This is a genomic window from Pseudomonas sp. GW823-FHT04A03, assembly GCF_058796615.1.
The window spans coordinates 164,837-182,999 of sequence record NZ_JBXAIV010000012.1; the positions used below are offsets into that span (position 1 = coordinate 164,837).

The following is an 18,163-nucleotide window of genomic DNA, read 5'->3' on the forward strand; positions in this document are numbered from 1 at the left end:
AACGGCCGCCCCACTTGGGGCGGCCGTCACGTTTGCGGCGCTTGAACCGGTGACGATTTCGTCGGCGCACCGCATACTCGCGCGCAGTTGACTATGCTGCTGACAGCATGACGCTGGTCCATTTCCGAGGGATGCTCAATGTTTTACGTGCAACGCGATGCGCAGGGTCAGTTGATTCGCGTGGAAGCTGCGGCCTACGCCGAGGCCACGGAAACGCTGCCGGCCGACCACCACGAAATCCAGGCCTGGTACGCCAACGAAGCCGTGGAGAACAGCCTCAAACAGCTCAAGCAGAGCGACCTTGAAATGATTCGGGTACTCGACGACCTGATTCAGGTACTGACCAGCAAAGGCGTGATCCGCGTCACCGACCTGCCGCCGGCGGCCCAGGCCAAATTGATGGACCGGACTCAGGCGCGGGAAGCGCTGGGCGGGTTGAGTCAGTTGATTGATGAGGATGAGGGTGGGTTGATCTGATCCGTTTGATCGCTCCCACGCGGAGCGTGGGAGCGATCAGTCAGCCCCAGGGTTTTGGCTCACCGAAGAGCTGCCCCTGAACCCCATACAACCCCATCTCGCGAATCACCGACAATTCCCCTTCCGTCTCGACCCGCTCGGCAATCAGCGGCAGATCGATGCTGTGTGCCGCGCGCTGGATCGCTTCGATGAACAGGCGCTTGTCGCTTTCCTGATCGATCGCCCGGATGTAGCTGCCATCGATCTTCAGGTACGCCAGCCCCAATCGCGCCAGGTTGCCGATCATGCTGAAGCGCCCGCCAAAACGCTGCAGGCTCAGGGAGAAACCGAGCTCGCGCAGGCGCCGGGTCAACTGTTCCAGCACCGCTTGCTCCGGCAATTGTTCCTCGCCGATTTCCAGAGTCAGGCGCGCACCAAGGTTGGAATGCGTCCGCAGAATCTCGAACACTTTGTTCAACGCCTGCGGATCGGCCAGGGTCGCCGACGACAGATTCAGCGCCAGGGACTCTTCATGGCCGGCCATCTGCTCCAGCACCCGCTCGAGCATCAAACGGTCCAGTCGCGCGGTCCAGCCGAAGCGCTCCAGCCACGGCAGGAAGCGCCCGGCGGGAATGGTCTGGCCCTGCTCGTCGAGCAAGCGCGACAGCACTTTGTAATGCAGCACCAGTTGCGTGTCCCGCGCCGCCACTACCGGCTGAAAGAACAGCTCAAAGCGTCGCTGGTTCAGCGCCTGATCGAGCAAACGATGCCAGGCGTGGTGATCGTCACCGACGTCCGCCACCAGGCTCTGATCGAGACATGCCCAGTTCTGCTCGCCCTGCCCTTCGGCCTGGGCCAGCGCCTGATCGCCGAGGCTGAGGACGGCTTGCGGCGAATCGCCGTGAGCGAACGGCGCCAGGCCGATGGAGGCCACGGCGGCCACGTCGGTGGCACCTGTCGCGTGCAGGCTGCTCAGCGCACTGTCGAGACTCTGCGCCAGTTGCAGCGCCTCCTCGCGGGTCAGCCCCGGCGCCAGCACGGCGAATTCACCGCCGCGAATACGGGTGACGAGGTTTTGGGTTTCCGGGTATTTGGCACACTCGCGGGACAGTTGCTCACCAACCGCTTTCAACAATTCATCGGTGCGCTGACCGCCAAGACGCTGGTTCAGCCCGGCCAGATCCTTGACCCGCAACAGCAGCAGATAACCGGAACTGGCCTGCTCCGGGTTGCTCACCCGCGCATTCAGCTGCATCTCGAAATAACGCCGGTTGGCCAACCCCGTGAGGTTGTCCTGATAGGACTCGGTGCGCAGTTTTTCACTGCGTTCGGCCTGCTCCTGGAACAGTGCCTTGAGCTTCTCGACCATCTGGTTCATCGCCAGCACCACGCGTCGCAGTTCAGGCGTACGCGGCAGGTCCGGCAGGCTGAGGAACTCGCGGCGGGCGATTGCGTGGGATTGCTTGACCATGTAATCCAGCGGCTTCAATTGCCGACGCAACAACAATGCGCCCAGCACGGCACTCACCGCACCGCAGACCAGCAACCAGCCAAGGCTTCCCAAAGCGCTCTGCCAGAGCTTGGCCAGGGCGAACATCGGGTGGCTGACCACCTCGACCCGCGCTGCCTGTTCCCAGCCACGGCTGACCAGCGCATCGCCACCGGCCGGCTCCAGGCCGATCAGTTTGACGAACCAATCCGGCACGTTGGTGACCGCCGGAATGCCGTTGCGCTCGACGATGGTCTGGTCGGTCTTCAGGTCGACCACGCGGATGCTCGAGTAATAACCGCTGTCGAAAATCGAACTGACCAGCAGTTCGACCATCGCCGGGTCATCGATGTTCGGCGTCAACGACAGCGCCAGCGCCGTGGCCGCATCCTGGGCGTGGGAGCGCAACTGGTTGACGTACTGGGTGCGCGAGCTCTCCAGACTGACCATGAAGCTGCCGGTGAAGGCGACCACCAGGAACAGACAGATAGCGATCAACAGCTGTTTGAACAAAGACATCTGAGCGCGTGCTCCTAGTTAGTCGTCTCGACCGGAAATCCTTCGGCCTGCATTTTCTTCAACACATCCTGCCAGCGTGACAGGCGTTTGGTGTCACCGACCTTCTTGTTGCCCTTCGCTCCCGGCAGGTACAAACCTTCAGCATTGAAAGAGTAGACCGGCAGCAAATCGGTTCGCTCGGCGGCCGGCTTGATCGGGTCGATCAGGCTGTCGAGCACCAGCGGCATGGCGTCAGGGCTGGAATAGTAAGTCAGGACCATGTGCGCGCGGTTCTGGCGCAGGGCCTTTACGTAGGTGATGCGCAACTTGTCACTGGCCACACCGAGGTGGCGCAGGCTGAAATACTTGGCGATCGCATAGTCTTCGCAGTCGCCGGCGCCTTTCCACAAGGCTTCGATGGGGGTTTCCCAATAGTCGACCTCGTGCCACAGATCGATGTCTTCGACGTAGCGCATCTGTTTGTTGAAAAACAGGTTCACCACTTTGAGCTTTTCCATCTCGCTGACCTGCTTCTGCGTGGCCAGCAGATTCTGCCAGGCATCTATCCGCTGTTGCCCGGCGCCCAACGGCCCGTACAGTGCCGTGGCCTTGCGGCTGATCGCGGAAAAATCCCAATCGGCATGCAGGCCGCCCAGCATGATGCCGGCCAGCAGCAGCGCGCAGGCAAGCCAGCGCGCAATCCGTGGGATTGCGAAACGTACCGCCAATGCAAGGCATCCAGGGCAGAGAGGAAAGCGCTTGATGGTGAAGGTTAGCCCAGCAAAAAACAATGGCACCCTGAGATCATCGCTGGCGCGCTAAACTTCAGATGTGACAGGGTTCTTCTACACGGTTTGACAACCTGTAGAGCAATCACTAGTGTCCTTTGGATCCAAATCCGCAGTCATAGGGTGTGCAGTTGTGACCCAGAAGCCCAAGCCACTCCACAGCATCAAAGTCGAAGGCCCGATTCCCGCGCATCTGGCGCGCTCGGTCATCGAAGAAACCCTGCGCGCCGCGATTCTCGACGGGCGCCTGCCCTGCGGCACCGCTGTGCGCCAGCAGGATCTGGCCGACCTGTTCGGTGTCAGCCGCATGCCGGTGCGCGAAGCCTTGCGTCAGCTTGAGGCTCAGGGCCTGCTCAGCGTGATTGCCCACAAAGGCGCGGTGGTGGCGCCGCTGATCCAGGGCGATGCAACGGAAACCTACGAGCTGCGCATCCTGCTGGAGTCCGAAGCGCTGCGTCAGTCGATCCCGTTGCTGACCCCTGCCGATCACGAACGCGCAGCCAGCTACATCGAAGAATTGGAAAACGAACACGACTACACCGAAATCGGCCGGCTCAACCGTCTGTTTCACATGGCGCTCTACAGCAGGGCGCCCAATGGCCGGCTGTTGCGACTGGTGGAAGACGGACTGAATGAAGAAGAACGCTTCCTGCGCTTCAACCTTGAGGCCATGGGCCTGGGCAAACTCTCCCAGGACGATCACCGCGCCTTGTTGCAGGCCGTGAAAGAGCGTGACACCCCGCACGCGGTGACACTGCTGGAGCAGCATCTCAATCGCGGTGTCGAGGTGATCACCCGTTACCTGGCCAGCTCCGCCGGCCAAAGCCGCAAAGCGGCGCGCTGAATCCTCCCTCCCGGGTGAGCCTCCACTCACCCGGCGAATAACCCGCTTACAAATCCCCCCACCGGTCACGGTCATTTGCCGTGGCACATCGACGCCTGCGCTCTAACCTCCCCCTGCTTTGAACAGCCCGGAATTTGCACCGCAAGGAAGTCATTTTCGACGATAGCCGCGGCGCCGATTTACGCGCACCCTTGGACCGCCAACCCAATATAGAACGGGGACGCGCCGCCCCGGCAGCAGTCCCCGCACCAGGAACCTACGGAAGGAGCCTTGTCACGGGAACAGGAAGAAACGGCGCCGTTACAGCCCGACTTCATCCCCTCATATTCATTCAATTACTCAATTGGAAAGTTGCTTCGAGTGAGGCATTCACTCTTGTCGTTCAATTTTGGCCATTAAACGCCGAAAGGAGCAACTACGCCCAAATAAAACTTAACTTATAAGTTTTATTAGACCCACTCATACTTCAAAAACAGCCAACTAAAAATAATTAAAAATAAACTTGTTAAGTTGTTTTGCGATGTATTAGTTTTTCTTCGCCGAGTTTGGATCCGAAATGACAAACCCGGCACAACCTTGCAGTACGGCCTCGATTGCGACGGCTTGACCGTCCGCTGTAGTTTCGGGCCTTCAGACATTGCCTGCTTTCATCGAAACCGAATGAGGCTGTCGTTCGCTTGGAGAAACTTGTTCAACGTTATTAGCGATTGATTGAGCAATCCCTACTTCCCTATTAGCCAGAGTCTCGCAACCATGCCAACTAAAGAGCAACTTACACTAAAGAAAGCCGAACTCAGCGTTCATCCGATATTCTCCGAAATCGATTCTTTGGCGACATTGCGCCGGTTCATGGAGTCCCATGTATTTGCTGTCTGGGACTTCATGTCGCTGACCAAGCGCCTGCAGCAGGAACTGACTTGCACGCGTCTGCCGTGGTTGCCGCCACGGGATCCGCACGCAGCCAGACTGATCAACGAAATCGTGCTCGGGGAAGAATCTGACGATCGGTTGTCACACGGGCATTACAGTCACTTCGAACTGTACCTCGATGCGATGCGCGAAGTCGGTGCGGACACGACAGCGGTGGAGCGCTTTGTGACGCTGCAGCAGGAGGGCGTGAGTTACGACGTCGCCCTGCAAAGCGTCGAGGTCGATCCGGCCGCTGCGCGGTTCGTCCGTGACACCTTGCACACTGCGCTGCATGCGCCGGGGCACAGCGTGGCCGCCGCATTCCTGCACGGTCGCGAGAGCGTGATTCCGACCATGTTCCAGCGCATGCTCGATGCCTGGGACATCGGCGTCGAACAGGCGCCGACCTTCCGTTACTACCTCGAGCGACACATCGAGGTCGACTCCGAAGACCACGGCCCCGCCGCAGAACAACTGCTGGACCGACTGGTGGACGGCGATCCGCAGCGCGAAGCCGAGGTCTACGCCAGCGCCATCGCCGCCGTGGAAAGCCGCATCGCCCTGTGGGACGGCCTGCGCCTGAGCATGCGCGAACCGCTGGCGGAGGTGGCCCAATGAACGCCGCCGACTACCAGTCTTTCGCCGATGCCTGGGAAAGCCGCGCGACCATTCGCACCCGGCCGCGCCGTGTGCTGGAGGACGACACGCGGCTGATCTATCCGCTCAGCCGCCAGCCGTTGGTGCTCAGCGAAACCTTCCTGCGCGAATGCCCGGAACAGCGTGATTTCGCCCTGGTGCAGACGCTGTACAAATTCATCAATGACGTGGTGATTTTCGAAACCGAGATCGTCGACAAGACCGCTCGCAGCATCGCCAAGAATCGCTTCGCCGTGCCCTTCCCGTTCGCCTGTCGCTACGACGCCATGACCGTGGTCGTGGACGAGGATTACCACGCGCTGGTGGCGATGGATTTCATGCAGCAGACCGTGGCCATGACCGGTATCGAGCCGATCGAGCTGCCGAATGAAATCGAACTGAGCCGGGCGATTCCGGCCGCCGTCGAACTGGCTCCGCAACACCTGCGCAGCGCCGTGGAACTGATCTGCGTGGCCATCGCCGAGAACACCGTGACCGGCGATGTCGCAGCGTTCGCCCGGGACGACACGGTCAAGCCGTCGATCAAGGGCCTGATGGCCGACCACTTGCTCGACGAGGGCCGGCACTCGAGTTTCTGGGCGCGGATGGTGCGCATCTACTGGCACACCGCGAGTGACGCGGATCGCGAATGCATCGCGCAAATCCTGCCGGTGTTCATCGGCCATTACCTGACCAATGACATCCAGAAGTCCTTCGACCTGCGCCTGATCGACGCCCTGCCGGTCAACGACGCTACCCGCCGCGCCCTGAAAGACGAGATGGCCGGGCTAGCCTTCCCGATCAATCGCCACCACCCGCTGGTGGGCAACATCGTGCGGTTTTTCCACAACAGCTCGCTGCTCGACACACCGTGCGTGCAGCACGCCCTGCGCGACTATCTGGTTTGACAAGGAGGCTGACATGAGACGTCTCGACATTTTGCTGAGGGGCCGCAGCCAGGCCTTGACCGACCTGGCGCAGGAGCTCGAACAACACGGTCATTCATTGCTGACAGGGACGGCTCCGTCGGTGGATCTGGTGATCGATGACGGCAGCCTTGCGCGGCAGGATCACGGCGTGACACCGCACCTGACTTTACGTCTGGGTATCGGTGCAGCGGGCTACGGCGGTCTGCCCGTGCTCGATCTGCTGTGCCTCTGCAACTCGACGCTGCTGAGCCGCGTGCCCATCGCCGACGAACCGTCCGGCAACGGTCAGGCGTTGCGCCAGCGAACACTGGCGCAGGTGGTGGACGAAGTGGCGCTGCTGGTCAGCCGTTTTTCCCGCGATGCCGAGTATTTCCAGCATGCGACGACGGCCCGTGCGCCGGACTTCGAGCAGGTGCAAAACCTGCGGTTTCTCGACAGCCTGGCTTATGTCCATCGCTTCAATGCCACGGCCAATTCGGCGTTGCTGCAACAGGCGCAGATCCCGGTGATCGAGCGGCTGCAACAGAGTCTGATCGAGCACGCGGAGCGCCCGGCGCTGCACCTTGCCGAGCGGTCGATCAACTATCGTCAGTTGCATGATCACAGCCGGGCGATCCAGCAGCGCTTGCTGGCACTGCTGGAGACACAACCGCAACCGTGGGTGGTCGGGATTTGCCTGCCGAAATGCGATGCGTTGTTTGCTTCGATTTTGGCCATTCTCGGCAGCGGCGCGGTGTATCTGCCGCTGGAACCGAGCCATCCGCTTCAGCGCCAGCAGTACATTCTGGAAAACGCCGGAGCAGTGTTGTTGCTGCACGACGGCGAACATCCGCTGAGCGGTTCGATGCCGGGGCTGGATGTCTGTCGCATCGACAACAATGACGCCGATCTGTCGTTGCCGTTGATGCGTCGTCGGCCTGAGCTCGATGCGCCGTGCATGGCGCTCTACACCTCGGGCACTACCGGGCATCCGAAGGGTGTGCTGCTGAGTCAGGCGAACCTCGCGCACTTCACCGCGTGGTACGCCGACTATGTGCAGTTGCGCGCAGAGAGCCGGGTGTTGCAGTTCTCGTCGCTGAGTTTCGACTCGTCGCTGATCGACATCTTTCCGACCTTGCTCGAAGGCGCAGAACTGGTGGTGCCCGACGACAACCAGCGCCGTGATCCGCTGCAACTGGTGGCGCTGATTCGCCGTCGGCAACTGACCCACGCGTTCCTGCCGCCGGCGCTGTTGAGCATCCTGCCGCTGGAGCAATTGCAAAGCGTCGGGCAGATCATGACCGGCGGCGACGTCTGCGAGCCGTTCGTGATCGAGCAACTGACCCGCCAGGGCAAGCTGCACAACCTCTACGGCCCCACCGAAGCCACGGTGCTGATCACCGCTCGACAACTGCAACCGGGCGACAGCAATCGCACCCTCGGCGGGCCGATTGCCAACAGTCAGGTGCTGATCCTCGATGACGACCTGCAACCGGTGCCGGAGCAAACCGTGGGCGAGCTATTCATCGTCGGTCCCGGCGTATGCCTGGGTTACCTGAACAATCCACAGCAGACGGCCGAGCGCTATCTGGATCTGGAGTTGCCGGACGGCCAGCGTCTGCGCGCCTACCGTAGCGGCGACATGGCCAAGTGGGGCGAGGACGGTATCGAACTGTGCGGACGCCGCGACAATCAGGTGAAGATCCGCGGCTTCCGGGTCGAGCCGGAAGAGATCGAGCGCTGCCTGCGCGAGAGTCAGCTGTATCGGCAGATCGCGGTGGTGATCGACAGTCAGCGACGGATTCTGGCGTTTCTTGCCCAGCCGCAATCGGATGCCGCGCGCGAGTCGTTGAAAGCTCACGCGCAGCAGTTTTTACCCGACTACATGCAACCGGTGGCGTGGACGGAATTGCCGAACATGCCGTTCGCCGCCAATGGCAAAGTCGATCGAAAAGCCTTGCTGGAACTGCCAGTCAGCGTGCAGGACAGCGGCCCGAAATGCCTGCCAGCCAACGCCGACGAAGCGCTGCTACTGGAAATCTGGGGCGAGTTGCTGGAGCTGCCAACCAGCGATATTTCCACCGACGAAAGCTTCTTCAATCTCGGCGGTCATTCGATTCTGCTGTCACGCATGCTCCTGCGTCTGCGGGAGGAGTTCGGTCGCAGTATTTCGATCAACCGCTTCATTGAACTGCCGACCATCACCAAGCTCGCCACCCTGGTGCGCGGCACCGATGACAGCGCGGTGCTCAGCGCCCAGGCGATGGCCGACGCCGAGCGAACGCTGGCAATCGAACCGTTGCCAATCAGCCGCATGGGCGATGTGCACAAGGTGATCGTCACCGGCGCCAACAGTTTTGTCGGCGTGCACATCGTCGAGGCGCTGCTGGGGTGGGGTGCCAGCGAGGTGGCATGTCTGGTGCGCGACGGCGGCGGGCAAACGGCGGCGCAGCGATTTGCCCAGTCGTTGCGAGAGAACCGGCTGGAGCATCTGGACCTGAGTCGGGTGCGGGTCTATTCGGCGGACATCACCCGGCCCCAACTGGGTCTGGCTGACGAAGATTTCGAGCGACTGGATCGCGAGTTCGGTGCGCTGGTGCACAACGCCGCCAACGTCAATCACGTGCTCGATTACGAGTCGTTGGCGGCGGACAACGTCGAGCCGATTTTCGAACTGCTGCGGCTGTGCGAAGGGCGCAGCAAGAAGGTGTTCAATTTCGTATCGACGCTGTCGGCCTCCAGCACCGTCGACGACGCAGGCCGGGTGCTGGAACTGCCCGCCGCACCGACGCCGCCGATCTACATCCGCAATGGCTACAACCTGTCGAAATGGGTCGGCGAACGCATCCTCGAACGGGCCCGGGAGCGTGGGGTGCGGGTCAATCTTTATCGGCCCGGCAACATCAGCTTCAACAGCCTCAGCGGTGTCTGCCAGCCGCACAAGAACCGTTTGATGCTGATGCTCAAGGGCTCGATCCAGCTCGGTCAGGTGCCGGCCTTCGCGCTGAATTTCGACCTGATGCCGGTGGATTTCCTCGCCCGTTTCATCGCCTTCCACGCCAGCCGTTATTCGGCCGAACGGGCGGTGTTCAACCTGCACAACCCGGAGCCCCTGAGCTGGGATGCCTACGTCGCGTCGTTCCGCGAAACCGGCAGCGAGTTTTCGCTGGTCAGCGTCGCCGACTGGCAACAGCAACTGGGCCGGGTCGATGCCGACAACGCGCTGTTCGGCGTACTCGGTTTCTACCTCAACGGCTTCGAGGAAGACATCGGCGACATCTCCCTGATCGGCCACGCCAACGCCCAGGCCGGCGTGCAGCAGATGGGCGCGCACTACCCGGAAAAATCCCCGGCGCTGCTGCGTCGCGGCTGCGACTACCTGAAAGAAATCAACTTCATCTGACTCATCAACCAAGGAGCAATACCATGAGCAACCTTCAACCCGACACCCTGATCAAAAACCCTCACGGCTGCCACGTCGTGTCTTCGGTGGAAGTGCCGGTGGACGCCAAACAGGTGTGGGCAGTGGTCGGCAAGTTCGACGGTTTCGACCGTTTCATTCCGGCCCTGTCGCACATCGAAATGACCGGCGAAGGCGTGTCGTCGCTGCGCAAGAAGTTCTTCAAGGATGGCAACCTGGTGGTCGAGCAACTCAACTCCCGGGACGACCAGGCGCTGAGCATGACCTGGACCACGATCTACAACACCCTGGGCGTGGCCAATCTGTGGGCGGCGATGAATGTGGAATCGCTGGGCGCGGGCAAATCGCGGGCGACCTGGACGATCATTGCCGAACCCGCCTCAGGCGGCCCCGAGGCACTGCCGGGTTTCAAGGATTTCGTCCAGGGGTTTGCCGATGATGCGATGGGCAATGTGCAGAAGCTGTTTGTGTAAGGCATGAAAAAGCCCGCTGCGGATCACTCCGCAGCGGGCTGTTTTTTGACCGCAAGCGATCAGATCTTGAAGCTGTCGACCAGTTGTTTCAAACGGTTGGCCTGCTGCGACAACGCATCGCAATCCTTCAACGTTTCATTGAGGTTGGCCACGCTCTGCTGGTTCAGCAGGTTGATCTGGTTGACGTCGACGTTGAGGGTTTCCACCACGGCGGTCTGCTCTTCAGTAGCGGCTGCCACCGACTGGTTCATGCCGTCGATTTCACCGATGCGCTGGGTCACGCTGACCAGACGCAGACCGGCCTGGTTCGCCACTTCAACGCTCTCTTCGCTGGACGCCTGACTGGCGTTCATGGTGGTCACCGCTTCACGGGAACCGACCTGCAGCGAGGTGATCATCTTGTGGATTTCTTCCGCCGATTCCTGGGTACGGTGAGCAAGGTTACGCACCTCGTCCGCCACCACCGCAAAACCGCGTCCGGCTTCACCGGCACGGGCCGCTTCGATGGCCGCGTTGAGCGCCAGCAGGTTGGTCTGCTGGGAGATGCCTTTGATCACGTCAAGAATGTGGCCGATGTTGTCGGTGCTCGCATTCAGGGTTTCGATCTGGGTGCACGACAGGCTGATTTTCTGCGACAGCTCGGTCATGGCCTGAATCGTCTGCTCGACCACCTGACGACCGTCATCGGCCTGCTCGCTCGCGCCGCTGGCGTGTTGCGAAGCATCGGCCGCGTTGCGGGCGATTTCCTGGGTGGCGGCACCCAGTTGATTGATCGCGGCAGCGACGCTGTTGGTGCGTGCGCTTTGCTCGTCGGAGCCGATGATCGAGGCGTTGGACGATGCCATCACCCGTTGCGACAGGTCGTGTACGTGGCGAGTCGCGGAAGACACTTCGGAAATGGACGCGTGAATCCGCTCCACGAACTGGTTGAACGAACTGCCCAGCTCGCCGAACTCGTCTTTGCTTTCCACTACCAGACGACGGGTCAGGTCACCTTCACCCTGAGCGATGTCCTGCATCGCACGGCCCATGGTGATCAGAGGACGCATCAGCACGGTGATCAACAGGCTCAGGAACACCGCAATCGCGCCGACGGCGACGAACATTGCGATCAGTGCCGAGGTACGGAACTGGCTGAGTGCGGCGTAGGCCTTGTCGCGATCGATCGACAGACCGATATACCACTCGGCATTCGGCAGACCCGCGACCGGGGTGAACGAGAGGATGCGTTCCTGGCCATTGAGCACCACGTTCTGGTTGCCCTTCTGGATGCGCACATCGGCGTTCGGGTAGATGTCCTTGAGGTTCTTCATCACCTGGTCTTTGTCCGGGCTGACGATCACCTGACCGTCCCCGCTGACCAGGAACGCGTGGCCCAGGCCACCGAAGTCCACCGAGTTGATGATCTTCACCAGGGTTTCCAGGCTCAGGTCACCGCCCACCACACCGAGCAGCTCGCCGTTCTTTTTCACCGGCATGGCGATGGTCACCACCAGACCGCCAACGGCGGCCATGTATGGCGGGGTCAGCATGGTCTGGTCAGCGGCCACGGCCTGCTTGTACCAAGGACGCTGACGCGGATCGTAGCCGTCCGGCATCTTCGCGTCCGGGCGCTGGGTGAACACACCGTTGGCCTGACCGACGTAGGTGAACTGGAAGTTCGAGGTGAAGGCCGGTTGATCGACCAGGCCCGGGAAGTCGGCGTTCTTGCCTTGATGGGCGACGTTCTGTGCGAGATTTTCCAGTACCAGAATCCGCCCGCTCATCCAGTTCTGCACACTGCTGGCGGTCAGGTCGCCGGCCTGCTGGACGGAGGACTGAAGGTTCTGGCGAATGGTGTTTCGCTGCAGATAGTCGTTGTACAAAGTGAACAGCGCGAACGCCAGGACCACGACGCCCGAGGCGGCCAACAGGATTTTATGGCTGAACTTGAGATTCATTTCATGGGACTTCTTATGCCAAAAGTGGGGATGCGTTCCGGATGCAACATTCCATTTACAGCGCAGGCAGCGTTCTGATGGCTGCTCTACTTTGGTGCACGCATGTCTCACCAGTCTGTCGGCACGCTTCGGAGAAAACTTAGGGCTTTGCAGGAAATGGACGGCATTTCTGCCAGATTCCCGCCGAACGGCGTGCCAGAGCGTTCGCCTGTCATTTTTTGATGACTGTTTTGCAGCGCCGGTTGCAAATTCTGTAACCCTTGATGACAATGCGACTAATTATCATTTGTGACGTTCGGGCTGTCGCTTTCATGTCCTCACCTGAGTTTGCAGTACAGGCGCTTTACAGTAGTCATCACGGCTGGCTCAACGGCTGGTTGCGCGCGCGGCTCAATGCCGCCGATGCGGCGGACCTGGCCCAGGACACTTTCGTTCGCCTGCTGCAACGCACCGAGCGTCTGGAACTCAAGGCACCTCGCGCATTCTTGCGCACAGTTGCCCGAGGGCTGGTGATCGATCATTGGCGCCGTGAAGAAATTGAACGCGCCTATCTGGAAACCATCGCCCATTTGCCTGAAGCCGAAACCCCGAGTACCGAATCCCGCGCCTTGGTGATCGAACTGCTCGAAGGCATTGCCCGCATGCTTGAAGGCTTGAAGCCGAAAGTGCGTCAGGCGTTTCTGCTGGCGCAGTGCGAAGGTTTGACCCACAAGCAGATCGCCGAGCAAATGGGCCTGTCCTTGCGCTCGGTGGAACGCTACGTCTCCGATGCGCTGTATCACTGCTACGTGCTGCGGTACGAAAACTGATGCCGGTGGATAACCTCTCGCTTGGCCGACGCGCCGAGCCACCGCAACAGGTGGTCCGACAGGCCATTCACTGGCTCCTGCGCCTGCGCAACAACCATGGCAACCCGCGCCTGAATCGCCAGTGCGAACAATGGCGCGCGGAACACCATGATCACGAACTGGCCTGGCAACGGGTGCAGTCTCTGCAAGCCGAACTGACCCACAATCTGCGCGCCGTGCCCGGCGCGCAGGTGGCGTTCAACACGCTGGAAAACAGTGCGCAGGGTCTGGGTCGACGTCAGGCGTTGAAGCTGTTGTCCGGCGCGCTGCTGATGGGTTCGGCGGGATGGCTGGCCAGCGACACTTCCGCCTGGCAACAGTGGAGCGCCGACTATGCCACCGCCACCGGCGAGCGCCGAGGCTTCCAGTTGCCGGACGGCACGCGCATCGAACTCAACACTGCCAGCAGCGTGGATCTCGATTACACCGCGCAACAACGGCTGATCAAACTGACCCGTGGCGAAATCATTGTCACCTGCGGCGGTGCCGATCAAGGTGCGCCGTTTGACCGACCGCTGCGGGTGCAGAGCCGTCATGGTAGTTACGAGCCGTTCAATGCGCGATTCATTCTGCGCCAGGAAGATGGATGCACGCGTCTGAGCGTAACCACTGGCCGGGTCGCGATTCACACCGCTGGCAACTCGACGGAGGCCATCGCCGGTCAGAGCTATCTGATCGATCACCATCAAGTTCGCCCGGCGCCGCCGCTGGACATGGACGCCGGCGCCTGGGTCGACGGGCTGATCGTGACCCGCAACATGCGGCTGGGCGACTTCCTCAGCGAAGTCGGCCGGTATCGTCAGGGGTTTCTGAGCTGTGCGTCGGGCATCGCGGATTTGCGCCTGTCCGGCGTGTTCCGTCTTGAGGACACCGACAAGCTGCTGGCGATCCTGCCGCAGACCCTGCCGGTGCAATTGCGCTACCGCACCCGTTGGTGGGTGACGCTGGAGTCTGTGGCCTGAAATTATTTTGGCGGGTTTTCGCGGCAAGTCCGGCTTAGTCAGTAAGCACTTCAGCTCAGCCTTCGCGACTGCCTACGGAAACCTACAATGACTGCGCGCGTTACCTGTAAGAACCCTCTGAATTTCTCTGCCGAATCGGGCCTGTTGCGCCACGCCGTTCGGGCGGCGCTGTTTTCTACCGCCCTGGGCGTTGGCGTGTTGCCGAGCCTGAGCATCGCGGCCAATGCCAGCGAGGTCAGCAGCCACCGCTACAACATCGCCGCCGGACCGCTGGGCGATGCGCTCAACCAGTTCGCGCGTCAGGCGGGCATCACGTTGTCGATGACGCCACAGCAGACCCAGGGCCGTCAGTCACCGGGTGTGCAGGGCGAGTATTTGACCGATCAGGCGCTGAGCCACTTGCTCGGCGGATCGGGCCTGGAGGCGATCAGCCAGGACGGCAGCAGTTATGTGTTGCGCTCGGTCGCGGAAACCGAAGCGCTGTCTCTGCCAACCACCGACATCAAAGGCTTCGCCCTCGGCAACGCGCTGGGCAGCATGGACGGCTACAACGCAACGCACAGTCAGATCGCCACCAAAACCAGTACCGCATTGCTGGAAACTTCGCAAAGCGTGTCCGTGGTGACCCGTGAGCAAATGGATGACCAGGGATCGCAAACCGTGTCCCAGGCCATGCGTTACACCCCCGGCGTGCTGACCAACCCTTATGGCGCCACGCACCGTTACGACTATGTGGCGATGCGCGGCTTCAACGACGGTTCGGTGGATAACATCTACCTCGACGGCCTCAAGTCGATGGGCGACAGCGGCACCTACAGCACCATGCAGGTCGATCCGTATTTCCTCGAGCGCGTCGATATTCTGAAAGGACCTTCGTCGGTGCTCTACGGCCGTAGCTCACCGGGCGGTCTGGTGGCGCTGACCAGCAAGAAGCCGCTGTACGAGGCCTATCATCAGGTTCAAGCCACCGTCGGCACTCAGGGCCAGCGCGGTGTCGGTTTCGACTTCAGCGGACCGGTCGATGACGACAAGCGTATCGCCTATCGTCTGATCGGTTTGACGGATCAGTCCGACACGCAATTCGACCACAACAAGGAAAAGCGCTTCGCCCTCGCACCGACGGTCAGCATCGATTTCAGCGAGGACACGTCGCTTACGTTACAAGCGTATCTACAACATGACCCGGATGGCGGTTACCACGGCGGCGTGCCGGCTGACGGCACGATTCGTCAGCGCAACGGCAATCGCATTTCGCCGCATTTCTTCGAAGGCGAGCCGGGCATTGATGGTTACTCCCGTGATCAGCAGTCGTTCGGTTACCAGTTCGAACACCGCTTCAATGACGTCTTCACCGCGCGGCAGAATTTCCGCTACCTCGACTCCAAAGTGAACATGGATCAGGTGTACGCCTATGGCTGGACGTCGCCGACCAGCAACGAACTGAATCGCTACTACACCGGCGGTGACGAGCGTCTGCACGCGTTCATCGTCGACAACATGCTCCAGGCCGAATTTTTCACCGGGGCGACCAAGCATACAGTGCTGATGGGAGCGGATTACCAGCGGCGCAAAACCGTGGTCGACTGGACCAGTGGCGGCCTGGCGCCGATCAATGCGTTCAACCCGGTGTATGGCAATTCGGCTATTACGCCGTACGGCGAGACCAGCTATCTGCGGCGCCTGGAGCAGACCGGCGTTTACCTGCAAGACCTGATCGAGATGGACAAGTGGCGCTTCTCGCTGGGACTGCGCCAGGACTGGGTGGAAACCTCCGACGAAAACCGCATCGCCGAAGCGGGCCGTCCGGTCGGCACCGAGATCAACGATCGACGCACCAAGCTCACTGGTCGTGCCGGCGCGCTGTATCTGTTCGATAACGGCCTCGCGCCGTACGTCAGCTATTCAGAGTCGTTCAACCCGAATTCCTACGCGGACAGCGCCGGCAATCCTCTCGCTCCGACCGATGGAACGCAGTGGGAAGTGGGCCTGAAGTATCAGCCGCCGGGTACTGACAACCTGTTCACCGCCTCGTTGTTCCGCATCGATCAGGAGAACCTGGCGACCAAACTGCCGCAGGAAAACTTCTATCGCGCTGTAGGTGCTGTCCGCTCTCAGGGTCTGGAACTGGAAGCGCACATGCAGTTGACTGACAACCTGAAAGTGCTCGGCAGCTACACCTTCACCGACATTGAATACTCGAAGTCGATGACCAGCACCTTGAGCACACCTACCAATGTGATCGAGAACAAAGGCAACTCGCCAACCCAGGCGCCGCGACACATGGCATCGCTGTGGGCGGACTACAAGTTCGACAGCGCGGCACTCGACGGGCTGCGACTGGGCGGTGGTGTGCGTTATGTCGGCTATAGCTGGGCGGATGCAGAGAACACCATGAAGGTGCCGTCCTACACATTGTTCGACGCATCGATTGGCTATGACCTCGGCAAGGTCGGTCTGAAGGGTGTCGACGTACGCCTGAATGCGAACAATCTGACCAACGAATCCTACGTAGCCTCCTGCGCCAGTCTGGACTTCTGCTACATGGGCGAAGAGCGCAACGTCGCCGCGACGGTCAGTTACCAGTTCTAAGCCTTTGTCTTGTGCATAAAAAAGCCAGCCCCTGATTTCAGGGGCTGGCTTTGTCGTATCTGTGGGGGAATTTTCATGCGTTCGTTTCTGGTTTTATTGCACCGGTATATCGGGTTGGCCACGGCGGTTTTTCTGCTGCTGGCCGGGATCACCGGAAGCATTCTGGCGTTCAACCATGAGCTGGATGAGTGGTTGAATCCGGAGTTTTACGCGGCCTCGGCCGAGGGGGAGCGTCTGCCGCCAGGTGAGCTGGTTGATGCGGTGCAATCCGCCCATCCGAAGTTGCAGGTCTGGTACATGGAGTACCCGAATGAGGCCGGTCACACGGCATTGCTGGCGGCGGTTCCGCGAAATGATCCGGCGACGGGCGAACCGTTTAAAGAACGCAATGAAGTGTTCTACCTCGACCCGGTCAATGGTGAGCAGAAAGGTCAGCGTTATTGGGGCGAATGCTGCTTCCAGCGTGAGAACTTTGTGCCGTTCATTCTCGAGTTTCACTACAACCTGACACTGCCCGGTAACTGGGGTTTGCTGTTGATGGGGTTGGTGGCCATCGCCTGGGTAATCGATTGCTTCATCGCCCTCTGGCTGACGTTGCCGCGGGGTAAACCGTTCTGGAAGAAGTGGTCGAACGCCTGGAAGATCAAGGGCGGTCATGCCTATCGGCTCAACTTCGATCTGCATAGGGCAGGGGGCTTGTGGCTGTGGCTGTTGTTGCTGCCGATAGCCGTCAGCAGCGTGGCGATGAACCTGCCGAGTCAGGTCTTTAAACCTGCGGTGTCGTGGTTTTCTCCGATTGAACCGAGCGTGTATGAAGCCCGAGGGCGAATGCCTGCCGAAGAGCTGGGGATCACCCGATTGAGTTATCAACAGGCATACGAAAGGGCACAGCAGGAGGGGAAACGGTTGGGGCTGACAGCGGCGATCGGCGAGTTGTATTACAGCTTTGAGTACAACTTCTACGGTGCGGGGTTTGGACAGCATGACACCGAGGCCCACGGTAAATCCTGGTTGTTCTTCCACGGTACTGACGGACGATTACTGGGGCAGGAGATCGCGGGAGAAGGGACGTTGGGAGAGCGGTTTTATCGGTTGCAGTTGCCGATACATGGGGGACGGATCATAGGCTTCACCGGACAAGTGATGATCGCGGTATTGGGTGTTCTGATTGCGGGATTGTCAGGGACTGGCGTCTACATCTGGTGGCGCAAATGGCAGGCTCGTCGGAGCAGCAAGGCACGTAGAGCTTTTTGAGGATCAGACTTTTGTGGGCACTGAAACGACAAAACCCCTGTCTGCATTTGCAGACAGGGGTTTCGGAATTCAATCTTGACGATGACCTACTCTCACATGGGGAAACCCCACACTACCATCGGCGATGCATCGTTTCACTTCTGAGTTC

13 protein-coding genes and 1 rRNA gene are annotated in these 18,163 nt (G+C 60.5%); 10 read left to right on the top strand and 4 right to left on the bottom strand.

Annotated features, from left to right (window positions below):
* Nucleotides 1-138: 138 nt before the first annotated feature.
* Complete coding sequence (locus tag AC1Q9F_RS24595; RefSeq protein WP_007960236.1) at nt 139-477, top strand: hypothetical protein; 339 nt, start codon at nt 139-141, stop codon at nt 475-477.
* Between the two features lie 40 nt (nt 478-517).
* Here the strand turns inward: AC1Q9F_RS24595 and lapD are convergent, their stop codons facing one another.
* Together lapD and lapG are read right to left on the bottom strand one after the other, a co-directional pair.
* On the bottom strand, nt 518-2,464 hold the full coding sequence (gene lapD / locus AC1Q9F_RS24600) for a cyclic di-GMP receptor LapD (protein WP_492621062.1): 1,947 nt from the start codon (nt 2,462-2,464) through the stop codon (nt 518-520).
* 14 nt (nt 2,465-2,478) lie between these two features.
* Nucleotides 2,479-3,171, bottom strand: coding sequence for a cysteine protease LapG (gene lapG, locus AC1Q9F_RS24605; protein ID WP_007960234.1), 693 nt, complete (start codon nt 3,169-3,171; stop codon nt 2,479-2,481).
* 193 nt (nt 3,172-3,364) lie between these two features.
* On the opposite strand from lapG, the gene AC1Q9F_RS24610 reads away from it, so the two are divergent.
* The 5 genes from AC1Q9F_RS24610 to AC1Q9F_RS24630 all read left to right on the top strand — a co-directional run bounded on the left by AC1Q9F_RS24610 (nt 3,365) and on the right by AC1Q9F_RS24630 (nt 10,422).
* Entirely contained in the window at nt 3,365-4,075 is a 711-nt protein-coding gene (locus AC1Q9F_RS24610) for a GntR family transcriptional regulator (protein ID WP_492621061.1), read from the top strand.
* A gap of 753 nt (nt 4,076-4,828) precedes the next feature.
* Nucleotides 4,829-5,602: a DUF3050 domain-containing protein gene (locus AC1Q9F_RS24615; protein WP_492621060.1), complete on the top strand. Its 774-nt coding sequence runs from the start codon at nt 4,829-4,831 to the stop codon at nt 5,600-5,602.
* Complete coding sequence (locus AC1Q9F_RS24620) at nt 5,599-6,528, top strand: diiron oxygenase (RefSeq protein ID WP_492621059.1); 930 nt, start codon at nt 5,599-5,601, stop codon at nt 6,526-6,528. The genes AC1Q9F_RS24615 and AC1Q9F_RS24620 overlap by 4 nt, the downstream gene beginning before the upstream one ends.
* Before the next feature lie 13 nt (nt 6,529-6,541).
* A complete protein-coding gene (locus AC1Q9F_RS24625) occupies nt 6,542-9,931 on the top strand; it encodes a non-ribosomal peptide synthetase (RefSeq protein ID WP_492621058.1) in 3,390 nt (1,129 codons plus the stop codon).
* A gap of 23 nt (nt 9,932-9,954) precedes the next feature.
* Entirely contained in the window at nt 9,955-10,422 is a 468-nt protein-coding gene (locus AC1Q9F_RS24630) for an SRPBCC family protein (RefSeq protein WP_492621057.1), read from the top strand.
* 59 nt (nt 10,423-10,481) lie between these two features.
* Here the strand turns inward: AC1Q9F_RS24630 and AC1Q9F_RS24635 are convergent, their stop codons facing one another.
* The gene (locus tag AC1Q9F_RS24635; RefSeq protein ID WP_007960226.1) at nt 10,482-12,362 is read right to left on the bottom strand and encodes a methyl-accepting chemotaxis protein; all 1,881 of its coding nucleotides are present in this window, start codon (nt 12,360-12,362) and stop codon (nt 10,482-10,484) included.
* Nucleotides 12,363-12,673: 311 nt separating this feature from the next.
* Here AC1Q9F_RS24635 and AC1Q9F_RS24640 point away from each other — a divergent pair, with 311 nt between their 5' ends.
* The 4 genes from AC1Q9F_RS24640 to AC1Q9F_RS24655 all read left to right on the top strand — a co-directional run bounded on the left by AC1Q9F_RS24640 (nt 12,674) and on the right by AC1Q9F_RS24655 (nt 18,015).
* Complete coding sequence (locus AC1Q9F_RS24640; RefSeq protein ID WP_492621056.1) at nt 12,674-13,171, top strand: sigma-70 family RNA polymerase sigma factor; 498 nt, start codon at nt 12,674-12,676, stop codon at nt 13,169-13,171.
* Complete coding sequence (locus tag AC1Q9F_RS24645; RefSeq protein WP_492621055.1) at nt 13,171-14,172, top strand: FecR domain-containing protein; 1,002 nt, start codon at nt 13,171-13,173, stop codon at nt 14,170-14,172. The genes AC1Q9F_RS24640 and AC1Q9F_RS24645 overlap by 1 nt, the downstream gene beginning before the upstream one ends.
* An 87-nt stretch (nt 14,173-14,259) precedes the next feature.
* Entirely contained in the window at nt 14,260-16,761 is a 2,502-nt protein-coding gene (locus tag AC1Q9F_RS24650) for a TonB-dependent siderophore receptor (protein ID WP_492621054.1), read from the top strand.
* A 75-nt stretch (nt 16,762-16,836) separates the two neighbouring features.
* On the top strand, nt 16,837-18,015 hold the full coding sequence (locus AC1Q9F_RS24655) for a PepSY-associated TM helix domain-containing protein (RefSeq protein WP_492621053.1): 1,179 nt from the start codon (nt 16,837-16,839) through the stop codon (nt 18,013-18,015).
* 73 nt (nt 18,016-18,088) lie between these two features.
* On the opposite strand, the gene rrf is transcribed toward AC1Q9F_RS24655, so the two are convergent.
* Nucleotides 18,089-18,163: ribosomal RNA gene (rrf, locus tag AC1Q9F_RS24660) — 5S ribosomal RNA — on the bottom strand; the annotation flags it as partial.

Bases quoted from the DNA above. Each gene is read 5' to 3' on its own strand.
- AC1Q9F_RS24595 (WP_007960236.1), top strand. From the start codon at position 139: ATGTTTTACGTGCAACGCGATGCGCAGGGTCAGTTGATTCGCGTGGAA.
- lapD (WP_492621062.1), bottom strand. From the start codon at position 2,464: ATGTCTTTGTTCAAACAGCTGTTGATCGCTATCTGTCTGTTCCTGGTG.
- AC1Q9F_RS24615 (WP_492621060.1), top strand. From the start codon at position 4,829: ATGCCAACTAAAGAGCAACTTACACTAAAGAAAGCCGAACTCAGCGTT.
- AC1Q9F_RS24620 (WP_492621059.1), top strand. From the start codon at position 5,599: ATGAACGCCGCCGACTACCAGTCTTTCGCCGATGCCTGGGAAAGCCGC.
- AC1Q9F_RS24625 (WP_492621058.1), top strand. From the start codon at position 6,542: ATGAGACGTCTCGACATTTTGCTGAGGGGCCGCAGCCAGGCCTTGACC.
- AC1Q9F_RS24630 (WP_492621057.1), top strand. From the start codon at position 9,955: ATGAGCAACCTTCAACCCGACACCCTGATCAAAAACCCTCACGGCTGC.
- AC1Q9F_RS24635 (WP_007960226.1), bottom strand. From the start codon at position 12,362: ATGAATCTCAAGTTCAGCCATAAAATCCTGTTGGCCGCCTCGGGCGTC.
- AC1Q9F_RS24640 (WP_492621056.1), top strand. From the start codon at position 12,674: ATGTCCTCACCTGAGTTTGCAGTACAGGCGCTTTACAGTAGTCATCAC.
- AC1Q9F_RS24645 (WP_492621055.1), top strand. From the start codon at position 13,171: ATGCCGGTGGATAACCTCTCGCTTGGCCGACGCGCCGAGCCACCGCAA.
- AC1Q9F_RS24650 (WP_492621054.1), top strand. From the start codon at position 14,260: ATGACTGCGCGCGTTACCTGTAAGAACCCTCTGAATTTCTCTGCCGAA.
- AC1Q9F_RS24655 (WP_492621053.1), top strand. From the start codon at position 16,837: ATGCGTTCGTTTCTGGTTTTATTGCACCGGTATATCGGGTTGGCCACG.